Source organism: Vibrio sp. 2-1-2a (assembly GCF_032648565.1).
In the GTDB taxonomy this organism is placed as follows: Bacteria; Pseudomonadota; Gammaproteobacteria; order Enterobacterales; family Vibrionaceae; genus Vibrio; species Vibrio diabolicus.
Map to the genome: position 1 here is coordinate 334,651 of NZ_WBOH01000002.1, position 22,809 is coordinate 357,459.

The following is a 22,809-nucleotide window of genomic DNA, read 5'->3' on the forward strand; positions in this document are numbered from 1 at the left end:
GAAGGCTCAGTTTTGTGCTAAATACAATTTGAAATGGTGATCGGTTAAATATATCGGATATCACATGCAAAACTATAGCGTTGAGAATAAAAAATGTGTGGCTCTCGCCATATTCGTACTAATCTCACACTATTTTGTTCCGTTCGTACAAAAAAGCCTCGCATAATGCGAGGCTTTGAAATGAACAGTAAGTGACTTAGTAGTAATCGCGGATCAGGACTTCAGCGATTTGTACCGCGTTAGTTGCTGCGCCTTTACGCACGTTATCCGCCACAACCCACAAGTTTACACCACTGTGGTGGCTGATATCGTTGCGGATACGACCAACCATAACATGATCTTTACCACCCGCATCACGCACTTGTGTCGGGAAGTCATCACCGTGGAAGACTTCGATACCGTCAGTTTGCTCAAGCAAGTTAACGACTTCTTGTGCATCGATTGGAGAGCGAGTCTCAATGTGAAGCGCTTCAGCATGACCATAGAATACCGGCACACGCACACACGTTGGGTTTACTGTGATTGATGGATCGTTAAAGATCTTCTGTGTTTCCCACACCATTTTCATTTCTTCTTTGGTGTAGCCATTTTCCATCATCTGATCGATTTGCGGAATACAGTTAAACGCAATCTGTTGAGAGAATTGCTTCTTATCCGCAGGCAGACCGTTTAGAAGCTTAGCCGTTTGACCTGCTAGTTCGTCAATGCCCGCTTTACCCGCACCAGATACGGATTGGTATGTAGATACGTTAATACGCTCAATACCCACTGCATCGTGAATTGGTTTTAGTGCCACCAGCATTTGAATGGTCGAACAGTTTGGGTTCGCGATGATGTTACGGTTACGAAACTCTGCAATCGCTTCTGGGTTTACTTCTGGCACAACAAGAGGAATGTCGTACTCGTAGCGGAAGTGTGAAGTGTTGTCGATAACGATAACACCTTCATCTGCCGCGATTGGGGCCCATTTTTCAGATAGTTCACCACCAGCAGAGAACAACGCAATATGAGCTTGAGACCAATCAAACTCTTCAACGTTCTGTACACGAACCGTTTTGCCATTAAAGCGATAAGTCTTGCCTTCGCTACGCTCACTTGCCAATAAGTGAATGTCACCCACTGGGAATTTACGTTCTTGAAGCACTTCTAAAATTGTTTCACCGACCGCACCGGTCGCACCTAAAATGGCAACATTATATTGCTGGCTCATTGACTTACCTCAATCTGAAAACCTAGTTCTGCTAATGGAGCAAGGTTACATGTTTTGTTACCCACTAGCGTGACAGCGCTGTATTCACGGCGATCCCAGTAGTTTTTACGCATCAGGTCAAAAGCACCTGGCTTACTGATCTCACGACGGAAAAGAGCGTCATCTCTACGCACATCATAGATTAACTGCGTGATGTTATGCAGTGTTGCTTCATCCCAAGCTCTGTCCAATACCATAGTAGGAACAGGCGCGGTTGGCAGTAAATCGCTGGCATGCGCACGTAATTCGTTATTTAAGAACTCACAGTAGCTGTTGAAAATCATCGTCGTACCGCGAGCTTTCCCTTCCAAGCCGTAGCCTGCAACGTGAGGGGTTGCGAATGCTAGCAGAGGCAGAAGCTCCATATCAACCTCTGGTTCAAATTCAAATACGTCAAGCGCTGCGGTAAAACCGTCGTTTTTCAAAAGACGTTGCTTCAATGCCTCGTTATCAACGATTGGACCTCGCGCGGCGTTAATCAAAATCTGATCACCACGAAGCGAGTTTAAAACCGTTTCATCAATTAAATGATGAGTTGGATATAGGCCATCTTTGGTGATTGGCGTATGTAGTGTAATGATGTCTGAGCTTTCAATCAGTTCTGTCAACGGAGTAAAGCTACGAGGATCACCAGCCTCTTGTTTGAATGGGTCATTGATGAGAACTTTAATCCCCATGCCTTTCAAACATTTCTCTAGGTAGCTCCCTACTTGGCCTGCACCAATAATACCTACCGTCTTGTCAAATACCGAGAAGCCTTGTTGCTGAGCGAGCACCATCATCACGCTGAACGCGTATTCCGCCACCCCCACTTTGTTACACCCTGGCGCCGCAGTGAAGAAAATGCCTTTCTCTTTTAAAAGTGCTTGGTCAACATGATCCATACCTGCTGTTGCCGTACCAACAAACTTCAGCTTGTTTGCTTTGCTGATCAGGTCAGCATTCACTTTGGTGACTGAGCGAATCATTAGGGCATCAACATCCACTAAATCATCAGCCGTCAGTGTACGACCTGGTTTTAGAATTACGTTACCGAGTTGGCTGAATAGCTCTTCAGCGTACGGCATATTTTCATCAACAATAATTTTCATAGCGCCAGCGTTTTAACATCCATTTGTATGAGTTCGTTTATTCGCAAGATGCGAAACTAAAGCGATTGTGCCCTTTTCCCGAAAAATCTCAAGAAATAACCCTAATAAACCTCAAGGAGATTAGTTCCAAAGAAATCGTTTAACGGGAAGCAATGTAAAAAGCAGAAATTGAGAAAAGAAAAAGCCCGGCTAAATAGCCGGGCAAAGTTCCAGAACAAAAGGATCCTATCCCGCTCTCCATGGGATAGAGTCTGCGTCTGTTCGATCAGTGTGACTGATCAAGCTCTGGAAACTGGATTGTTGACGCTGTACTCACTCACGTGGCGCGCCAACAAATTCAGTTAACCTTGGTACTTTTTAATAACCAAAGTTGCGTTTGTGCCGCCAAAGCCAAAGCTGTTTGACATTACGGTTGTTAACTCTGCATCACGTGCTTCTGTCACGATGTCCAGACCTTGAGCTGCTTCGTCCAAGTTTTCAATATTGATGCTTGGAGCAATGAAGTTTTTGTCTAGCATAAGTGTTGAGTAAATCGCTTCGTGCACACCAGCGGCGCCTAGTGCGTGACCAGTCATTGCTTTTGTTGCAGAGATTGCTGGGCTGTTCTCACCAAACAATTGTTGGATCGCACCAAGCTCTTTCACGTCACCAACTGGTGTCGACGTGCCGTGCGTGTTGATGTAATCCACACCGTCAACGTCTTGCATCGCCATCTTCATACAACGGATCGCGCCTTCTCCTGATGGTGCTACCATGTCGTAGCCATCTGAAGTCGCACCGTAACCTACGATCTCACCGTAGATTTTCGCGCCACGTGCTAGAGCGTGCTCAAGTTCTTCGATAACCAGCATGCCGCCACCGCCAGAGATAACGAAACCATCACGGTCCGCATCATACGTACGAGATGCTTTGTCTGGAGTGTCGTTGTATTTCGTTGACAGCGCACCCATGGCGTCAAACATCATGGTTTGAGACCAATCAAGCTCTTCACCGCCACCCGCAAAAACAATGTCTTGTTTACCAAGTTGAATAAGCTCCATCGCGTGACCGATACAGTGTGCAGAGGTAGCACATGCAGAGCTCATTGAGTAGTTCACACCACGAATCTTAAATGGCGTAGCAAGACAAGCGGAAACCGTAGAAGACATAGTACGAGGAACCATGTAAGGGCCAACTCGTTTTACGCCTTTTGCGCGCATCGTATCTGTCGCTACCGTTTGGTTGTATGCAGAAGCACCGCCAGAACCCGCAACGATACCGGTACGATCGTTTGAAACCTGATCCTCTGTAAGACCAGCGTCTGCGATTGCCTGCTCCATTGATAGGTATGCATAAGCAGCCGCATCACCCATAAAGCGCATCTGCTTACGGTCGATGTGTTCCGCCGGGTTGATTTTTAGGTCACCCCATACTTGCGAACGAAGACCGTGTTCTTTGAACTGCTCAGATGCAGTGATGCCAGATTTGCCCGCTTTAAGAGACGCTAGAACTTCTTCGACGTTGTTACCGATACTTGAAACAATACCCATACCGGTGATTACGACTCGTTTCATTATGACATTCCTATAATTCAAAAATCCGCTAGATGATAACTAAGATAGTCAACAAAAGTGGTCAGCTTTCCCATAAATTCGTACAATCGCACCATTCTTACCGCGCCAAATCACAAATTTGCACCATTATGACTTCAATAAAAAACGCAGAACTTGGTTGGAACGAAGCTGGTACTCCGGTTTCAGACCAATTTGATGATGTTTACTTCTCTAACGTAAACGGTCTTGAAGAGACACGCTACGTTTTCTTAAAACAAAATCATCTCCCAGAAAGATGGCAGGAATTTGACCAAAGACGTTTTGTCATTGGTGAAACAGGATTTGGCACGGGATTAAACTTCTTAGCAGTATGCCAGTGGTTTAGTGAGTTTCGTCGTCAGCATCCAGACGCAGCATTGAAAGAGCTGCATTTTATTAGCTTTGAAAAATACCCGCTAAGCCAAGCGGATTTAAAGAAGGCGCATGAAGCTTGGCCTGAGCTAGCTGAGTACGCGGAAAAGTTACAAAAACACTACCCTGCCGCCGTACCTGAGTGTCACCGCATTGTGCTTGAAGATGGCGCAATTACACTCGACCTTTGGTTTGGCGACATCAAAGACTGCATGCCGCAAGTCCCATACAACGAACAAGGTTTGATTGACGCTTGGTTTTTAGATGGATTCGCGCCAAGTAAAAACCCAGAAATGTGGAACCAAAATCTGTTCAACAACATGGCTAAGTTAGCCAAGCAAGACTGTACAGTTGCCACTTTTACCGCAGCGGGCTTTGTGCGTCGAGGATTAAACGAAGCAGGCTTTGCAATGAAAAAGGTCAAAGGCTTTGGCACCAAGCGTGAAATGATCGCAGGTTCGATGGAACAACGCGAAAAACACTCGAACCATCTTCCGTGGTTCAATCGCACGGCGTCCAGCAATCTTGATTCGATTGCCATAATCGGAGGCGGTATTGCCAGCGCGGCGTTAGCGAAAACGTTGGTTCGTCGTGGCCAAAACGTCACGCTTTACTGCAAAGACACTCAACCAGCTGAGGGAGCGTCGGGTAATCGTCAAGGGGCCGTGTATCCATTGTTGAACGGTCCTCATACTGGTGTTTCGCGTGTGTTTGCGCCTGCATTTTTGTTTGCAAGACAATTTATTGAACAAGCTGCGGAGTCGGTTACATTCGATCACGATTGGTGTGGTGTAACTCAGCTAATGTGGGATGAAAAATCTGCTGATAAGCTGGAAAAGATGCTTGCAGGTAATTTTCCTTCTGAACTGATTCAAAAACTGTCCGCCGAGGAAACTGCGAATACTATCGGATTACCTATCGATATGTCGTCTGTGCACTACCCAATGGGAGGGTGGTTGTGCCCTGCCGAGCTAACGCGTGGGTTAATCAAACAATTAGAACAGACATCGTTACTCTCAACGAAGTTTGAACATCACGTTGAAGCATTAAATTGGGATGAAGACCATCAGCTTTGGACACTAACGGTCAATGGTCAAACATTTGAGCACTCAACCGTTGTGGTTGCGAATGGCCATGAGTTCCAAACATTGAGCCAAACCGCTTCCCTGCCGATGGGACAGGTGAAAGGGCAAGTCAGTCATGCTCCGGCAACCGAAACGCTGAGTCAATTGAAAACGGTATTGTGTTACGACGGCTACATGACGCCTGTTAACCCAAACAATCAGCACCTGTGCATAGGCGCAAGCTACGATCGCTGTCACCTAGACTACGAATTTGATGAAAACGCTCAGAAGGATAACGCAGAAAAATTAGTTAAGTGCGTACCGAACCAAGAATGGCCAAAAGAGGTAGATATCAGTGGCAATCGATCTCGCCAAGGTATTCGCTGCGTGAGCCGAGATCACTTACCATTTGTCGGAAATGTGGGTGACTTTGAGACGATAAAAACGCAATACGCCAACTTACAAAATCAAAAAGCAGAAGAGGTAGAAACCGTTCATCAGTTCACTAACCTATTCTGCTTCTTAGGTTTAGGATCTCGTGGGCTGAGCTCTGCACCATTGTTAGCTGAAGTGTTGGCCTCGCAAATCTGTGGGGACCCGCTGCCATTACCTGTTGATGTATTGACCGAACTTCATCCAAGTCGAATGTGGGTTCGTAAACTAAGAAAAGGCAAAGCCATTACTGAGCTGTAAGAGTATCCTCTCGTTTACATTCCCGACGCAAATATGTGTCGGGAATCACTAACTCATTAAGTCACTCGTGTTGAAATTACTTCAGCCGTGCAATTGCCTGTTTCACTTGTTCTGCCACTTCCGGATTTACCGCCTCACCAGACTCCACGTCAAAGTTCTCGTAGAAGCTCGGCACAGATAGCGATGCTTTCACATCTGCTCCGAAAAATTGCGCGGAACCTGTTGCCGCTGCAAGAACGCTCTGTGCGCCACCCGGACCAGGAGAAGTTGCTAAGTAAACGACTGGCTTGTTTTGGAATACGTTGCGCTCAATGCGCGTCGCCCAATCAAATAGGTTTTTATACGCTGCTGGGTATGAACCGTTATGCTCTGCGAAGGAAACAACAATAGCGTCAGCCTCAGCCAAATCACGTAAAAATGCGACTGCACCTTCAGCTTGACCAATTTCTTTCTCTTTGTCTTCGCTAAACATCGGTACTTGATAATTGTTTAAGTCTAAAACGTTCACTTGAGCGTCTTCGACTTGGTTTGCTGCGTATGTAGCAAGTAATTTGTTGATTGAGGTAGAGCTGGTAGAAGCACCAAATGCGACAATTTTCATGGTTGTAATCCTTTGTTCACGTTTTATGCTAACCAGAATAAAAGTTGAACAGTTTCGCTACAACCACAAAAATTTTATGGAGAGGTTCGAATTTTTCGAAGTAGTAAATGATTTGGACTAATAAATGGAGAACGACGTTCAGAGATTAAGCCTGAGCCTGCAGTTCTTGCCACAAGTCACTGACGATCGCGCGATCAGCTGGGCTTAACTCGGTACGAGCATCTTCCAAACTGCTCTCAATGCGTGACTTCAGCTCAGTAATATCGCTAATGCCTTCTTCTTCACAAGATGCCGCAGACAAAGAGATGTGACCACGTAGATAACCACCAGCAAACAATTCATCGTCAGATGCTGTTTCAATTCGAGCATCAATCAGTTCCAGTAGTTTTTCTTCAAATTCAATAATCATGGTGTATCTCTGAGGTTATTTGAGGTTATTTAACGCAAAAGTCTGACGCTTCCAGCGGCTTGGTTTGGTAAAACGCACGCAGAGCATCCGAAAGCATTTTCACTCGCAAAGGCAAGCCAGCTTCCAAAATACCCAACACTTCTTTATGCACTTTCTGCATAAAGCCGAGCCTATCTGGTTCAAAATCGCCGTGTAGATTGTCACAACTCACCGTAAAAGGGAAGCCAGCACTTTGTGCCAGAATCCATTCATAAGCTTGCGGACGCACTTCAACTTTCTCAAACTCCGCTTGAACTTCTACCGTGCGCCCATCAGGTTCATACCAATAGCCAAAATCTTCCAGCAAACGACGCTCTGGCCCTGCCACACACCAATGCGAGATTTCGTGTAATGCGGAGGCATAAAAACCCCGAGCAAAAATAATCCGATGATGAGGATGCTCATCATCAGCAGGAAGATAAATAGGCTCATCACCACCTAACTCCAATTTCGTATTAAATTGGTCTAAAAAGGTGTCATTGAAAATGGTGATAAGGTCTTGGTATTCGTGGGTCATCGTCGAGTTTGTACTTCAGTTTGACATGCGCTGCGTATTGTCGCTGTTTTTATCTATAAGGTAAAGGTGCTCCCACAGTTTTGGTTATTAGTTGAATTTATCTGAACATCGCTTTCTCCATATAATTTCTCATTCGTCAGCGTACTCATTTGCTACTACACTCTCGCCTTATTTTGATGCTGCTCAAACTGCTGTTTTTTAAGCGGTTTGATTACAGGCATGTTGCTGGTTTTAATCACTTTTTAAGAATAATAAAACCTTTTGTAAGTGTTGTTGCTGCGCCTACGATGATTCACGTAGAACGTAGTGACTTTTTACGTTGAGTGTCTCCCTATGTTGCTAAGTGTGTTGTATATCATTGGTATCACGGCTGAAGCCATGACAGGTGCGTTGAGCGCTGGTAGAAGAAAAATGGACTGGTTTGGTGTTATGTTGGTGGCCAGTGCAACGGCCATTGGTGGTGGCACCGTACGTGACATTTTACTGGGACACTACCCTCTTGGTTGGGTAAAAAACCCAGAGTTCCTAGCAATCACGTGTGTTGCGGGTGTACTTACCACAGGCTTAGCGAAATGGGTGATTAAGCTAAAAGGTCTATTCATCCGCCTTGATGCATTAGGTCTAATCGTGTTCAGCATCATCGGAACTAAGATTGCGATGGGCATGGGCTTACACCCTGGGATCTGTATGGTTTCAGCGCTAGTAACGGGTGTATTCGGTGGGCTACTCCGCGACTTAATCTGTCGCCAAACACCGTTGGTACTGCATGAAGAACTTTACGCTTCTGTCGCTCTTATCGCATCAGGAATGTACTTAGCGCTATTAGAATTTAATGTTCCCGATGTAACAGCCACTATCATTACGCTGATCACCGGTTATATGCTGCGTATGGCCGCGGTACGTTTTAAGTGGCGTCTTCCTTCTTTCAATTTGGAAACGGAAGGCTCACTCCATTAATTTAAATCTAAACGCGTAGTGAAAACACATTAAAAAAGGCTGCTCATTGTGCAGCCTTTTGTCTCTCTATCAAGCTTATTTTTAAGCTTAAATCTTCGGTGTTTCAGTTGTTACGCCATGGTTCTGACCACGATGACGCAGCAAATGATCCATCACCACAATCGCGAGCATCGCTTCAGCAATTGGTACGGCACGAATACCCACACAAGGATCATGACGACCTTTGGTGATCAATTGAGTTGGCTCACCTTCTTTTGTGATGGTCTCACCCGGAACGGTGATACTTGATGTTGGCTTAAGCGCAATGTTAGCCACAATGTCTTGACCAGTTGAGATACCGCCAAGAATACCGCCCGCGTGATTGCTGCCAAAACCTTCAGGAGCAAGCGTATCACGATGTTGACTGCCTTTTTGGTTTACCACATCAAAGCCATCACCGATCTCAACACCTTTCACCGCATTAATGCTCATTAGCGCGTGCGCGATGTCTGCATCCAGACGGTCAAATACAGGTTCACCAAGACCAACAGGCACGTTAGTTGCCACAACCTGAATTTTCGCGCCAATTGAGTCGCCTTCTTTTTTCAGGTCACGGATAAGTTGGTCAAACGCTTCTACTTTATCAGCATCAGGGCAGAAGAATGCATTATTCTCGATTTCGTTCCAATCTACCTTGTCGATAGAGACATCACCCATTTGTGACAAGTACGCGCGAATCTCAACACCAAACTCATCTTTCAAGTATTTCTTCGCGATTGCACCCGCCGCCACTCGCATTGCGGTTTCACGAGCAGACGAACGGCCGCCACCTCGATAGTCACGGATGCCATACTTTTGGTGGTAAGTATAATCAGCATGACCCGGACGGAATTTATCTTTGATGTCCGAGTAATCTTTTGAGCGCTGATCGGTGTTTTCAATTAGCAAACCGATCGATGTGCCTGTGGTTTTGCCTTCAAAAACACCAGAAAGAATTTTAACTTCATCCGGTTCACGACGTTGTGTGGTGTAACGTGATGTGCCTGGACGACGGCGGTCGAGATCGATTTGCAGATCTGCTTCTGTAATTTCTAACCCCGGAGGACATCCGTCTACGATACATCCCAGTGCGATACCGTGACTTTCCCCGAATGTCGTCACTCGGAAATGTTGTCCGATACTGTTTCCTGCCATTACTTCCTCAAGTTTTTATCGCTACGCCCTCTCAAACCAGAGCGCAACTGCTTTCCAATTCTTCGTGGATTCATAGTGGCTTTATTACGTTTTGATGTAAAGAGTTAATATCGGCGAGTTATGCATAAAAAAACACCGAGCATAAAGCTCGGTGTTTTGACGTTTAGTGCAAGACCCTATTAGTCTTTGTACAGTTTGAACTCTTCGGCACACTCAACCAGCTGGTCACGCGTTAGCATGAATACGCCGTGACCGCCGTTCTCAAACTCAATCCAAGTGAACGGAATCTGTGGATACTGTTCCATCATATGAATCATTGAGTTGCCAACTTCACAGATAAGAATGCCGTTATCTGTTAGGTAGTCTGGTGCATTTGCAAGAATACGACGCACAAGTTTTAGGCCATCCGTACCGGCTGCTAAACCAAGCTCAGGTTCGTGTGTAAACTCGTCTGGCAAGCTGTTCATGTCTTCTTCATCCACATATGGTGGGTTAGACACGATCAGGTTGTACTTCTCTTTTGGTAGGTCGCGGAACAAGTCAGAGCGAATTGGGAACACTTGCTGCTCCATGCCGTGATCTTGTACGTTTTGCTCCGCGACTTGTAGAGCGTCTGTAGAGATATCAATCGCATCCACTTCAGCTTCAGGGAATGCGTGTGCACATGCAATTGCGATACAGCCGCTGCCTGTGCATAGGTCCATGATGCGCGCTGGCTCTTCCACCAACCAAGGTTGGAATTCTGCTTGAATCAACTCACCGATTGGAGAACGTGGCACAAGTACGCGCTCGTCAACGAAGAATTCAAGACCGCAGAACCACGCTTTGTTGGTTAGGTATGCTGTTGGCGTACGCTCGTTGATGCGTTTTACTACACGCTCAACAATACGCAGACGCTCGCTGGTCGTTAGGCGAGAGTTTAATACGTGCGGAGGCACATCAATCGGCAAGTATAAGGTTGGCAGGATAAGCTGAACCGCTTCATCCCACGCATTATCAGTACCATGACCGTAAAACAGGTTCGCTGCGTTAAAGCGGCTTACCGTCCAACGAATCATATCTTGAAGGGTATGCAGCTCCGATACCGCTTCTTCTACAAAAATCTTATCCAAAATTGCCTCCGAAAAGCGCTACAATACTGCCAATAAAAGTTTATTAATGAAATTGTTTACCTAATGAGCAAAAAAGACACCGAACACGATGACGATTTCGCCTTGTTTCAGGAAGCAGTACAGGGCGTAAAAAAGTTGCGACAGGATACCATAATCCAGCAACCAAAAAAAAATACTAAGCAAAAAGAAATCAAGCGCTCCAACCGTGAAGCGAGTGATTCTGAGTTTTACTTCTCCGACGAGTTTGTCCCTCTCTTAAATGAAGAAGGCCCAACTCGTTATGCACGTGACGACGTCTCAACTTATGAAGTTAAACGTCTACGTCGCGGCGTGTATGTACCGGACGTATTCCTCGATATGCACGGCATGACACAACAAGAAGCTAAACGCGAACTTGGTGCGATGATCGCCTACTGCGTCAAAAACGAGATTCACTGTGCGTGTGTGCAACATGGTATTGGTAAACACATCCTGAAACAGAAAGCGCCACTTTGGTTAGCTCAACATCCAGACGTAATGGCATTCCACCAAGCGCCTCTAGAGTTTGGCGGCGATGGTGCGTTGTTAGTTTTGCTCTCGATTCCAGAAAAGTAACTAGCTCACTGTAGAAGCAGTTAAACAAAAAGGCAGGAAATTTCCTGCCTTTCTTCATTCTATATCTAATGTTTAAATGCTTATTTGGTTTCGACGCTTATGGCGTAATATGCCACAGTACTTCACCGTTTTGCGTTTGTAGATCGTATTCAATACACACTAGACCTGATGTAGGAAACATCGGTGGTGCCATGTCTTTTACAAACTCTGAAGTGAGATAGCCAACCAAAGGCAAGTGAGAGACAAGCAGAAGCGAGTCTAGTTTTTCCACTTCAATCAATGCACTTGCAAAATCAAATACATGCTCAGATTGACCGTAAGGTGTAATATCTTCACAAGTTTCGATGCTTTTTGCAGCAAAATACTCGCTGATCTCTTGCCAAGTTTGTTGAGCTCTAATGTACGGACTCACCAACACTTTATCGAATTGCGCAAAACCTTGTTCTTTACAGGCTCTCGCAACCGCTTCTGATTCGACTCTGCCTCTTGGGGTCAATTGTCGTGCTGCGTCTGAATCTGCAAAATGCTCGGCTTCGCCGTGACGCATGATGAATATTTTCATGTTATTTCCTAGGGATAGCTAACGCTACCAAAAGGTTGACTGCTATCTTTATTAGATAGACGGGGCTAACTTTAATAATGACGAAACAAAAATACTGATATAATTATCTGTTCATTATACCAATTCGCTTGCTAAAGATAGCGACTTTCTTAACAATCTATTAAAAAGAATGTACTCAGTTCATCACAGTATTTAACTGTGCTATGAGTTCAGAGCATTCATTCAAACAGTTCTTCCCCATACGCAAACGCGATGGGCCTGTGCAGAAGTCTACGAATAACAAAAATACGGCAAGCAGTATTTGTCGAAACGCAAACTTTGCGCCCCCTAGCTAGGGGTTCATAATTACTGTAATGCGAAATCTGGAGACGCGTCGTGCATCTAAGTCCTAACGATTCAAATCAATACCGCTACATTACCTTGAGCAATGATCTGCGTGTACTGCTGATTCATTCCGAGACAGCTCAACAGTCAGCAGCTGCTCTAGCAGTGAACGTTGGACACTTCGACGACCCAAACGATCGCCAAGGTCTGGCACACTATTTAGAACATATGCTTTTTTTGGGTACGGAAAAATACCCTAAAGTGGGCGAGTTTCAAAGCTATATTAGCCAGCATGGAGGAACAAATAACGCTTGGACGGGTACTGAGCACACTTGTTTCTTTTTTGATGTTACTCCGAATGCCTTTGAAAATGCCTTAGATCGATTTAGCCAATTTTTTACCGCGCCATTGTTTAACGAAGAAGCTTTAGACAAAGAGCGCCAGGCTGTCGACTCCGAATACAAACTCAAACTTAATGACGATTCTCGCCGCCTGTATCAAGTCAATAAAGAAGTCATCAATCCAGAGCACCCTTTCTCTAAGTTCTCAGTCGGCAACCTAGATACATTAGGTGACCGAGAGGGTAAATCCATCCGCGACGAAATTGTCGAGTTTCACCACTCTCAATACTCTGCCGATCTCATGACGTTGACGCTCTTTGGGCCGCAGTCGCTCGATGAACAGCAAGCGTGGGTAGAAGCCATGTTTGCCAATATCCCAAACCACCACCTTCGTGGAAAATCGATTGATGTCCCCATTAGCACCAAAGAAAGTACCGGGATTTTAGTTCAAGTTGAACCAATCAAAGAATTTCGAAAACTCATTCTCACCTTTCCAATGCCGGGAATGGATAAGCACTACGGCGTTAAACCACTCTCTTACTTCGCGCATTTACTCGGCTATGAAGGCGAAGGCAGCTTAATGCTCCAGCTAAAAAATGAAGGCTGGATTACTTCACTTTCTGCAGGAGGCGGCGCAAGTGGTAGCAACTATCGAGATTTTACGGTTAGCTGCACACTCACCCCACAGGGTCTCAACCACGTTGACGACATCATCCAAGCGGTTTTTCAATACCTCTCGATGATCAAACAAGACGGCCTAGATGAATGGCGCTATCTCGAAAAACAAGCGGTGCTTGAGTCGGCGTTTCGTTTCCAGGAACCATCTCGACCAATGGATTTGGTTAGCCATCTTGTTATCAATATGCAGCATTATCAGCCAGACGATACCATTTATGGCGACTACAAAATGGCGGGCTATGATGAACAACTGCAGCGTTCGTTGCTGCAATACTTAACCATCGATAATGTCCGCGTAACCCTGATTGCAAAAGGACTGGAATACAACCGTACTGCCGAATGGTACTTTACTCCGTATTCCGTCACGCCTTTTAGTGATGAACAACGCCGCTTCTATCAACAAATCGATCCAAGCTGGCAGTTCGTCTTACCAGAAAAGAACCCTTATATTTGCTACGATCTCGATCCCATGCCGTTCGAAAATGGTGGTTCACTACCAGAGTTAATTGAAGATCTCGAAGGCTTCCGACTTTGGCATTTACAAGACGATGAATTTCGCGTGCCAAAAGGCGTTGTATATGTCGCTATCGACAGCTCTCATGCTGTTGCATCACCGAAGAACATTGTCAAAACGCGCCTATGTGTCGAGATGTTCCTCGATTCGCTAGCAAAAGAAACCTATCAAGCGGAAATCGCAGGGATGGGTTACAACATGTATGCTCACCAAGGCGGGGTTACCTTAACCCTCTCAGGGTTCAGCCAAAAACTGCCTCAATTGTTGGAAATGATCCTGCACCGTTTTGCTTCTCGAGATTTCAGCCCTGCACGCTTTGAAACCATCAAGCAGCAACTGTTACGTAACTGGAGAAATGCTTCACAAGATCGTCCTATTTCGCAGCTGTTTAACGCACTTACAGGGCTACTTCAACCCAATAACCCGCCTTTCGCAACCTTAGTCGAAGCGCTAGAAGAAATCGAAGTCGATGAACTCTCGGTATTCGTAGAATCAATTCTTGCAGAGCTGCACGTTGAAATGTTTGTTTACGGAGATTGGCAGCGTCAACAAGCGCATGACATGGCGACAACCTTAAAGGATGCCCTAAGAGTAAAAGAGCAGCGTTATGAAGAGGCGCTCCGCCCACTCATCATGCTGGGAAAAAACGGCAGTTTTCAACGTGAAGTACATTGTAACCAGCAAGATTCGGCGGTCGTTATTTATCACCAGTGTGAGGATATTGAGCCTCGTAGCATTGCTCTATACTCATTGGCGAACCATCTCATGTCGGCAACTTTTTTCCACGAGATCCGCACAAAACAGCAATTAGGTTACATGGTGGGCACTGGCAATATGCCACTTAATCGTCATCCGGGTATTGTGCTTTATGTGCAATCACCCAATGCAGCGCCTGCCGAGCTGGTTACCTCAATCGATGAGTTCTTAAATGCCTTTTATATGGTGCTGTTAGAACTGAACGATTACCAGTGGCATAGCAGTAAGCGCGGCTTATGGAATCAAATAGCGACGCCGGACACCACACTGCGAGGTCGTGCTCAGCGTCTTTGGGTTGCAATAGGAAACAAAGACACCGAGTTTAACCAACGTGACAAGGTACTTGCTGAACTGAAGAAATTGACCCGAGCAGACATGATTCGCTTTGTCGTTAATGAGTTGAAACCTCGCACGGCAAACCGATTGGTCATGCACTCTCAAGGGCAATCGCATTCGGACGCTCCGCGCATCCACTTAGGGCAAGAAATTGGATCGATTGAAGAGTTCCAACTTAGGCCAAAAGATTGCGGCTTAGGATGATCTAATTGCGCAGTAATAAAATTATCGATTAGTAAGTATATACCTACAAACCAATGAGGTTGTGGGTCTCATAAATAGAATCGACACCATAATTGGCAGAAAATTGAAATTACGCCATTGCGGCTTATGCTCTAATTACCACACTAAAAATAAATTAATGAGGTAATCATGAAAAAAGCACTACTACTTGCGGCTATTTTACTGCCACTGGCATCTGCACACGCTGAAATCTCGGTGAAAGGTGATGGCTTTGAGCTAAGTAACGACTGTGTCCGCCTAAGCGGAGACAATGTTTCTATCAAATCAGATGATTGCTCTTCAAAACAGTGGAAAGATAAAGACAACAAAGGCAACAGCAGCGTTCACGGGGACGACAACCCAGGTAAAGGCCACAATAAAGATAAGAAAGACAAGAAGAAGTAACTATTTCTTATTTATGAAAAAGGCTTGCCACTGGCAAGCCTTTTTCTTTATCGAAGCAACGTTTAATAGAATGTGGTTCCTTCTCCAGCTCGAGTAAGCAAACCATCACACGGTGCGTAACGATCGCCATACTTCGATGCAAACTCATTCATTTTCTCAACCAGTTCTTTAATGCCAAACTGATCCATATAACGGAATGGACCGCCCAAGAATGGAGGGAAACCAATGCCAAATATTGCACCAATATCACCATCACGTGGCGAGCGAATGATGCCGTCATCCAAACAACGTACCGCTTCATTCAGCATTGGTAGTACACAGCGCAACGCAATATCGTTATCGCTCAGCTTAGATTCAGGATCGAGCTTAAGCAGCTTGTAGATAGATTTATCGACTTCTTTCTTCTTACCTTTGTAAGTGTAGAAACCTTTCCCGCTCTTACGTCCTTTGCGACCGTCATTCAATAAGATATCGAACACGTCAGGGCCTTTGAATCGCTCACCTAACTCGTTGACTAGAATCGGCATGATCTTCGCGCCAATGTCGACACCGACTTCATCCAGTAAGGTAATCGGGCCGACAGGGAAACCAAAATCAAGCAACGCCGTATCAATCTTTTCGATCGGTTCGTTAGCCAGCAGAATATGCGCCGCTTCGTTCATGTATGGCGCAAGAATGCGGTTCACGTAAAAGCCCGCTTTGTCTTTCACTACGATCGGGGTTTTACCTTGCTTTTTAGCAAGTGCAACGACTGTTGAAATGGTTTCATCTGAGGTCGTTTCATGCGGAATCACTTCCACCAACGGCATTTTTTCTACCGGGCTGAAGTAATGCAAACCCACTACGTTTTCTGGACGCTCCGCTTTTTCTGCAATTTTGTGGATTGGTAACGAAGAAGTATTGGTCGCAAAGATGGTTTCCGGCTTGGCATTCGCTTCAATATCCGCCACCATTTTTTGTTTAAGATCTAAGTCTTCAAAAACGGCTTCAATTACGACATCAATATGATTAAAGCTGGTAAAGTCGACACCGCCAGACAGTTGCAACATTTTCGCTTGCAGATCGGCTTTTGATAGAATGCGACGTTTACGCTGTTTCTCGAATAACTTGTAGTTATAGTTGAGTGCGTTTAGAACGCCATCGTTGCTGACGTCTTTGATGCGGACAGGCACCTTCGCTTTTGCAACAGACACATGGCTGATTCCTGCGCCCATCAAGCCACCGCCAAGCACGCCAACTTTATGAACTGGCGCGGGTTTCGCATCCGTACCATTTTCTTTCTTCATTTCCGTTGTCGCAAAGAAGATAGAACGGAGCGCTTTTGATTCAGAGCTCATCACAAGCTCACCGAAGCGTTTCGCTTCAAGCTCTTGTCCTTGGGCGAAACCTTTCTCTAAACCATGCTGAATAACGTCTAAAATCGCGACCGTTGCAGGATAGTTACCACGGGTTTTCTGATTGGTTTTCTTCGCAGCCTGTTCAAACACAAACTTGCGCCCTAACCCGCTACCCGACATCACTTTTTCTTTCGTCGATAGCTTTTTCGTACCCTTGTTTTTACCTTTGTCGATAAGCTGTTTGGCTACGTCGAGCAAAATGGTGTCAGGGACACTGGCGTCAACCACACCCAGCTTTTTAGCTTTCTTTGCGCGAAGCTGTTTACCCGTCAGGATCAAGTCCAACGACGGTAACAGGCCAATCAAACGTGGCAGACGCTGAGTACCACCAGAACCTGGCAATAAACCAAGTTGTACTTCTGGCAGGCCTAAACGCGTTTTATCTGAATCCGTACAAACACGATAATCACATGCAAGAGCAAGCTCTAAGCCACCGCCCAAACATGGACCGTGAATAGCGGCAACCACAGGATATGGTAAGTCCGATAGCTGCTGGAATAGCTCTTGACCTTGCCTCGCTAATGCTTCTGCTTCACTTGCGGTCGTGCACGCTTCTAGCATGCGAACATCGGCCCCCGCGACAAAGTTGTCCGGTTTTAGGGAATGAATGATCATCCCTTTGATGCCACTGGCGTCTTTTAGCTGAGCAAAGATTTCTTTCATTTCATCAGCAAAAGCCGCCTGTAGCGTATTCATTTTTTCATTAGGTACGTCAATCGCTAACCAAGCAATATTCTGCTCATCAACTTTTAGACTAAATGCTTTTTGCTCGCTCATTACTCAACCTCCAGAATCATTGCTGCACCAAGACCGCCAGCTGCACATGCGGTATTCAATGCAATACCGCCACCACGGCATTTCAGTTCACGTAGGGTTTGCGTCATCATTCGTGCACCTGTCGCCGCGAATGGGTGACCATAAGCGATTGAGCCACCAAGCACGTTAAACTTATCCATGTCGATTTCACCGATCGCTTTCGAACGACCTAGATTTTCTTGAGCAAACTTATCTGAAGCAAACATCTTCACATTCGCCAATGCTTGCGCAGCAAACGCTTCGTGCATGTCGATCAACGTCAGATCAGACAGCTCCAAGCCTGTATTTTCTAGCACTTTCGCTGTGGCATAAGTCGGTCCCATCAGCATGTCCTTTTCCACACCGATCGCTGAAAATGCGTAACCACGTATGTAGCCAAGAATCTCCATGCCAAGCTCTTTCGCTTTACCTTCGCGCATCAACATCACTGCCGCACCACCATCAGTCAGTGGCGTACTGTTAGCTGCCGTAACACTGCCATACTGGCGATCAAAGGCAGGTCGAAGTTTCGCGTACCCTTCTACGGTTGAGTCGTGACGGACATTGTTGTCTTCCGAAATCCATTTTTTGTATGGTTCTGGAAAAGCCGTCATCACTTCACCTTGGATCTTGCCTTCTTTCCAAGCTTGAGAAGCCAGCGTATGAGAGCGATGTGCTAGCGCATCCTGCTCTGCACGAGAAATACCATGCGTCTTTGCCATTTGCTCCGCAGTTTGTCCCATCGACAAGCCCGTCGAGTACTCGGCTACTGCAGGAGGCACTGGCATAAGGTCTTTAAAGCTCAAGTTTTTGAGGATGCTAAGCTTCTGACCCATTGTTTTTGTCTTACTTAGAGCAAGCAGATTAGCGGCCAGTTTCTTAGATACGCCAATAGGCAGGACGGAAGAAGAGTCTGCACCACCAGCAATACCGATATCGATGGTTCCCGCCATGATGCTTTCTGCGACATTGACCGCCGCTTGAAAACTCGTTGCACACGCACGAGTCACACTGTAAGCATCAGTATGGATGTTCATACCGGTGCCTAACACGATTTCTCGTGCGATGTTTGGCGCTTCAGGCATTTGTACTACTTGTCCAAATACCACTTGTTCGATTAACTTCGGATCAATATCTGTTCGAGCAAGCATTTCGCTTACTACCATTTTCCCTAAATCGACCGCTGGCACTTGGCTAAATTCCGTGCTTTGACGAGCAAAGGGAGTTCGAAGCCCCGCGACAATAGCGACACGCTCACCATTGCGTGTTTTTACTTCCTGCTTGCCCATTGTTTCTCCTTAAATACAAGAGGTCTGACCTGATGCATTGTAATGAATTTGTTAAATTTATCAAACGTGCGTTTAAATAAACGTGAAGCAAGTAGATCAATTACTCTACTTCTTTGATTCTTATGCGATTAATAATGATTAACTATAGAGAGTTAAAACGGTAAGAGGTATATGGAAGGTAAAATCGAAGCAAAAAAAAACCACACATAACTGTGTGGTCGGAATATCTATAAAACAATTAACTTACGCCAATTGAAAATTAATCAGTTTCCTGATTAGGAGAAAGTAAAGTCAGCCTTCAAAAGGAAGTGTCATCTTGCTCAACATGTTAGTCGCAATGACTAACGAGATGACAAGATGTACTATAACCCCTTCACTGCTTGATATTTTGAAATAGATCAATTTTATAGTGATTTTACGAGCTTTAAGCACATCTAAAAGGCTCAGCGATGCAAACCTATTCAAAAATTCACCGCTAGCAGTCTCTTTTTATGTCCCATCGAATGAACTTATCCAAACCATTGATTACTAATGATGATATTGTTAACAATCTTTACCAATTCATGTTCGATGATATTTGGCATTTGCGTATACACTTTTAAGTAACCACATAGCTTATTGTGTCAGAGGTTATCTACGACACACGCTCAACCGAAACCGCGAGGCTATTGAAAAGTAAAGTCATGCTCAGAACAAATAAGAAACTCACAGAGCGAGGATGGAGGCTCCTGTGGCCATATTAAAAATGTTTGGAAAGAAAAATTCCAACAGTCCGGTCAACTCTGATATGGACAAGCAAAGAAAATACGAAGCGCTCGTCCGAGGGTACCATCGTGACTTATATCGCTACGCATACTGGTTGTGCAAAGATAAAGCGATAGCGGAAGATCTAGTTCAGGAAACCTGTCTTAGAGCTTGGAAGTCACTCGATAGTCTCCAGGATGAAAAAGCAGCCAAGTCTTGGCTCATCACCATATTGAGACGAGAAAATGCGCGCCGCTTCGAACGTAAACAATTTGATTTAGTTGATATCGATGATTACGGCAATGATGCTAAAGTCAGCGATGACCCACATCATCAGCAAGAATGGCTGCAAGCGCAGATCATGAAACTCGATGTTGAATACCGCGAGCCTTTATTTCTCCAAGTTGTCGGTGGTTTCAGCGGAGAAGAGATTGGCGACATTCTTGATTTAAATAAAAATACAGTGATGACTCGATTATTTCGCGCTCGTAATCAACTCAAAGAGATGTTGGATTCTCAAGATACTAAGAGAGGACAAAAGAATGGATGATTTAGAATTTCGTCGTCGTATTTTGTCGGATCCAAAACAAAAGGATGAAGAGATTCTGCAAGCTTTAGCTGGTAGCGACGCCAACAATAAGTTTGTTGATGACGTTTTGGATCTCGACGTAAAAATTAAACAAGCCATGAATGTGGATGTACCTGAAGATCTCGCTGATAAGATTTTATTTAGTCAGACGTCGAGTGCACTTGATGAAGAGAAGGTCGTCAGACCAAACTTTGTGCGCAAAGCAATGGCACTTGCCGCTTCTATTGCGTTCACCGCAGGATTATTAGTTGGTCAAGTAAACTGGGGAAATGTTTTGGTGTCTCCAGCACAAGCCAGTTTAGCTGATACCGCGATGAAACACGTTATTCATGAAGAACCTTTTGTTCGTCATCTTGATGAGGATGTACCGAGCTCGCAAATTAATGCGAAAATGTCGCCATTTCATTACCAGTTTAGTGAAAACTTTCCATATCACGTTTACTACCTAAACCACTGCGGTTTTGGTGAATCCAATGCGGTGCATATGGTATTCCAAGGTCCAAAAGGTAAAGTAACGTTATTTATTACTGGTATTTCTAGCGAACAAAGTACCGACTTTAATAAGGATGGCATGACCGGTATCGTTCAGCCCGTCGGGAGTTCAAGCCTGATTTTAGTCGGAGAAGAAGGTGAAAATATTGATGCTATCGCTACGACTCTTGCATCAATGATTAAACCGATGTAATAACTTCGACGATTTCCAGCATTCGAAAAGTTAAATGCCGCTAAATGATCTTATTTAGCGGCATTTTTGTATAAATAGGCCACAAAACATTCACCGCCACTATTGCATTTAGAGCTTAAACTCTAATTCATGCACTTTAAGTGCAATTTCCCGTCTTTTAGACATCATTTCTTTCATTTTTATTCAATTTTATCCAATGGTCGGATTTGTCCAAGCAACTATTGATACTACTATCTGCGCCACTGAGCAAAAGCTCAATTTATCGTCCAAAGAGACGAATCTAATAAGGAAAAACAAATGACTCAGAACACGCGTCTGTTTAAAAAGACTCTCCTAGCAGTAACGGTAGCTTTTGCCTCAGGTCAATCGATGGCAGCGGGTTTCCAAATCAACGCTCAATCAGCAACTGGCATCGGCCGTGCATTTGCTGGTGATGCAGTAATCGCAGATAACGCCGCGGTAATGGCTCGTAACCCAGCAGCAATGGCTCTATTTGATAAAATGGAACTTTCGCTAGGTTTCGAAAGCATTACTTCAATGATTGAAGTGAAAGATGCGAAATATTGTGGTTCAACGTGCCAAGTAGCACCAACACTATTCAAGCCTGTCGACTCAAACTATGACGACGCTGGCGATACTTCTATTGCACCGAACATTCATCTAATCGTTCCTGTAAATGACAAGTTTGCATGGGGCGTAAACGCATACTCTAATTTCGGTACTAAGACAGAATTCGACAATAGCTTTGCGGCAAAAGAATATGGCGGCTTAACTGATGTTAAGAGCGTAAACTTTGGCCTTGCAGGTTCTTACCGTCTCAATGAACAATGGAGCTTTGGTGCTGGTTTAGATTTAATCTACGGCCAAGGTACAATGAAGCGTGAACATGCTGCAATAGGCACACTTGTCGATGTAGACGAAGCTGATGGTTGGGCTGTAGGTTTCAATGTTGGTACTGTGTACGAGCTAGATGAAAACAATCGATTTGGTCTTGCATACCGCCATAGCCCAGAAATGGAAGCAAAAGACGATAAAGGTCAAAAAATCACACTACCTTTACCAGATATGGCCGAGTTCTCTGGCTTCCACAAAATCCAAGACACTAAGTTTGCTGTACACTACAGCATCCAATACATTGGCTGGGAAACTTTCGATCAAATTGAATTCTCTAACTTAAAAGGCTCTCCTCTTGGCTCATCGTACGATAAACAGTACCAGTGGCAAGATGGTTGGCACTACTCGATTGGTGGTACATATTACCTAAGTAATAACTGGACACTTCGTGCTGGTTACATGTACGACACGAGCGCTCAAGCTGACTTAACGTCTGTTTCCGTTCCTGACTCAGATCGCCAATGGTTCTCTACCGGCTTTACTTATCACATTGATAGTAAATCAAATGTCGACTTTGGCTTTACGTACCTAATGGGTAAAGATGTTGAGGTAAATGAATCAACACCAAACCCAATGTACAACCCAGGTGACGCTCAAAGCCCTCAAAATATCTCGAGCTTGTCAGCAACAACACGCGCTGATGCAATTCTATTCGGCTTACAATACAGCCGTAGCTTCTAAACGCTTCGCTGTTAGTTAGTAGAAAAATACTTTATATAAAAGGCTGGATTTCCAGCCTTTTTTCATATCTGCGATTTATTGCCCACTCAATTTGAGTGAACACGTGTATCTAAATCTCACAATTAGGACGCACAGCTGTTCGCTGAATCCCATTT

Annotated in this window: 19 protein-coding genes; 8 read left to right on the forward strand and 11 right to left on the reverse strand. The window is 44.9% G+C overall.

The window, feature by feature from the left end; all coding sequences use genetic code 11:
• Positions 1 to 196: 196 nt before the first annotated feature.
• The 3 genes from F7Y48_RS06160 to fabB form a co-directional block, all read right to left on the reverse strand.
• Positions 197 to 1,210 carry an aspartate-semialdehyde dehydrogenase gene (locus F7Y48_RS06160; RefSeq protein WP_005397941.1) on the reverse strand — a complete coding sequence of 338 codons (1,014 nt, stop codon included), beginning with the start codon at positions 1,208 to 1,210 and terminating at the stop codon, positions 197 to 199.
• Positions 1,207 to 2,340, reverse strand: a complete 1,134-nt coding sequence (locus F7Y48_RS06165) for a 4-phosphoerythronate dehydrogenase (RefSeq protein ID WP_074191659.1) — start codon at positions 2,338 to 2,340, stop codon at positions 1,207 to 1,209. Before F7Y48_RS06165 ends, F7Y48_RS06160 begins: the two co-directional genes overlap by 4 nt.
• Before the next feature lie 341 nt (positions 2,341 to 2,681).
• A complete protein-coding gene (gene fabB, locus F7Y48_RS06170; RefSeq protein ID WP_006741726.1) occupies positions 2,682 to 3,893 on the reverse strand; it encodes a beta-ketoacyl-ACP synthase I in 1,212 nt (403 codons plus the stop codon).
• 128 nt (positions 3,894 to 4,021) lie between these two features.
• Here fabB and mnmC point away from each other — a divergent pair, with 128 nt between their 5' ends.
• On the forward strand, positions 4,022 to 6,040 hold the full coding sequence (gene mnmC, locus F7Y48_RS06175) for a bifunctional tRNA (5-methylaminomethyl-2-thiouridine)(34)-methyltransferase MnmD/FAD-dependent 5-carboxymethylaminomethyl-2-thiouridine(34) oxidoreductase MnmC (protein ID WP_316682542.1): 2,019 nt from the start codon (positions 4,022 to 4,024) through the stop codon (positions 6,038 to 6,040).
• A 76-nt stretch (positions 6,041 to 6,116) separates the two neighbouring features.
• On the opposite strand, the gene F7Y48_RS06180 is transcribed toward mnmC, so the two are convergent.
• The 3 genes from F7Y48_RS06180 to F7Y48_RS06190 form a co-directional block, all read right to left on the reverse strand.
• Entirely contained in the window at positions 6,117 to 6,641 is a 525-nt protein-coding gene (locus F7Y48_RS06180) for an NADPH-dependent FMN reductase (protein WP_046875554.1), read from the reverse strand.
• 145 nt (positions 6,642 to 6,786) lie between these two features.
• Positions 6,787 to 7,050, reverse strand: a complete 264-nt coding sequence (locus F7Y48_RS06185; protein WP_005397926.1) for a YfcL family protein — start codon at positions 7,048 to 7,050, stop codon at positions 6,787 to 6,789.
• A gap of 25 nt (positions 7,051 to 7,075) precedes the next feature.
• A complete protein-coding gene (locus F7Y48_RS06190) occupies positions 7,076 to 7,606 on the reverse strand; it encodes an elongation factor P hydroxylase (protein ID WP_316682544.1) in 531 nt (176 codons plus the stop codon).
• Positions 7,607 to 7,939: 333 nt separating this feature from the next.
• Here F7Y48_RS06190 and F7Y48_RS06195 point away from each other — a divergent pair, with 333 nt between their 5' ends.
• A complete protein-coding gene (locus F7Y48_RS06195) occupies positions 7,940 to 8,563 on the forward strand; it encodes a trimeric intracellular cation channel family protein (protein ID WP_074191661.1) in 624 nt (207 codons plus the stop codon).
• Positions 8,564 to 8,650: 87 nt separating this feature from the next.
• Here the strand turns inward: F7Y48_RS06195 and aroC are convergent, their stop codons facing one another.
• Both aroC and prmB read right to left on the reverse strand, forming a co-directional pair.
• The gene (gene aroC, locus F7Y48_RS06200; RefSeq protein WP_017820803.1) at positions 8,651 to 9,736 is read right to left on the reverse strand and encodes a chorismate synthase; all 1,086 of its coding nucleotides are present in this window, start codon (positions 9,734 to 9,736) and stop codon (positions 8,651 to 8,653) included.
• Positions 9,737 to 9,915: 179 nt separating this feature from the next.
• Positions 9,916 to 10,848 (reverse strand): 50S ribosomal protein L3 N(5)-glutamine methyltransferase, encoded by a 933-nt coding sequence (gene prmB / locus F7Y48_RS06205; RefSeq protein WP_005397909.1) that lies wholly within the window; start codon positions 10,846 to 10,848, stop codon positions 9,916 to 9,918.
• A 63-nt stretch (positions 10,849 to 10,911) separates the two neighbouring features.
• Between prmB and smrB the strand changes: the two genes are divergently transcribed.
• Complete coding sequence (gene smrB / locus F7Y48_RS06210) at positions 10,912 to 11,442, forward strand: endonuclease SmrB (protein WP_012841540.1); 531 nt, start codon at positions 10,912 to 10,914, stop codon at positions 11,440 to 11,442.
• A 97-nt stretch (positions 11,443 to 11,539) separates the two neighbouring features.
• Here smrB and sixA read toward each other — a convergent pair whose 3' ends face one another.
• The gene (gene sixA / locus F7Y48_RS06215) at positions 11,540 to 12,004 is read right to left on the reverse strand and encodes a phosphohistidine phosphatase SixA (RefSeq protein ID WP_005397904.1); all 465 of its coding nucleotides are present in this window, start codon (positions 12,002 to 12,004) and stop codon (positions 11,540 to 11,542) included.
• Positions 12,005 to 12,379: 375 nt separating this feature from the next.
• On the opposite strand from sixA, the gene F7Y48_RS06220 reads away from it, so the two are divergent.
• On the forward strand, positions 12,380 to 15,157 hold the full coding sequence (locus F7Y48_RS06220; protein ID WP_053808776.1) for an insulinase family protein: 2,778 nt from the start codon (positions 12,380 to 12,382) through the stop codon (positions 15,155 to 15,157).
• 168 nt (positions 15,158 to 15,325) lie between these two features.
• The gene (locus tag F7Y48_RS06225) at positions 15,326 to 15,580 is read left to right on the forward strand and encodes a hypothetical protein (protein WP_005397900.1); all 255 of its coding nucleotides are present in this window, start codon (positions 15,326 to 15,328) and stop codon (positions 15,578 to 15,580) included.
• A gap of 62 nt (positions 15,581 to 15,642) precedes the next feature.
• Here the strand turns inward: F7Y48_RS06225 and fadJ are convergent, their stop codons facing one another.
• The gene (gene fadJ / locus F7Y48_RS06230) at positions 15,643 to 17,754 is read right to left on the reverse strand and encodes a fatty acid oxidation complex subunit alpha FadJ (RefSeq protein WP_316682558.1); all 2,112 of its coding nucleotides are present in this window, start codon (positions 17,752 to 17,754) and stop codon (positions 15,643 to 15,645) included.
• On the reverse strand, positions 17,754 to 19,061 hold the full coding sequence (gene fadI / locus F7Y48_RS06235) for an acetyl-CoA C-acyltransferase FadI (RefSeq protein WP_316682560.1): 1,308 nt from the start codon (positions 19,059 to 19,061) through the stop codon (positions 17,754 to 17,756). The genes fadJ and fadI overlap by 1 nt, the downstream gene beginning before the upstream one ends.
• A 718-nt stretch (positions 19,062 to 19,779) precedes the next feature.
• Between fadI and F7Y48_RS06240 the strand changes: the two genes are divergently transcribed.
• The 3 genes from F7Y48_RS06240 (at position 19,780) to F7Y48_RS06250 (ending at position 22,654) form a co-directional block, all read left to right on the forward strand.
• Complete coding sequence (locus F7Y48_RS06240) at positions 19,780 to 20,355, forward strand: sigma-70 family RNA polymerase sigma factor (RefSeq protein ID WP_029836529.1); 576 nt, start codon at positions 19,780 to 19,782, stop codon at positions 20,353 to 20,355.
• Entirely contained in the window at positions 20,348 to 21,079 is a 732-nt protein-coding gene (locus F7Y48_RS06245) for a DUF3379 domain-containing protein (RefSeq protein WP_258670268.1), read from the forward strand. Before F7Y48_RS06240 ends, F7Y48_RS06245 begins: the two co-directional genes overlap by 8 nt.
• Positions 21,080 to 21,376: 297 nt before the next feature.
• On the forward strand, positions 21,377 to 22,654 hold the full coding sequence (locus F7Y48_RS06250) for an outer membrane protein transport protein (protein ID WP_085342876.1): 1,278 nt from the start codon (positions 21,377 to 21,379) through the stop codon (positions 22,652 to 22,654).
• Positions 22,655 to 22,809: the final 155 nt, after the last annotated feature.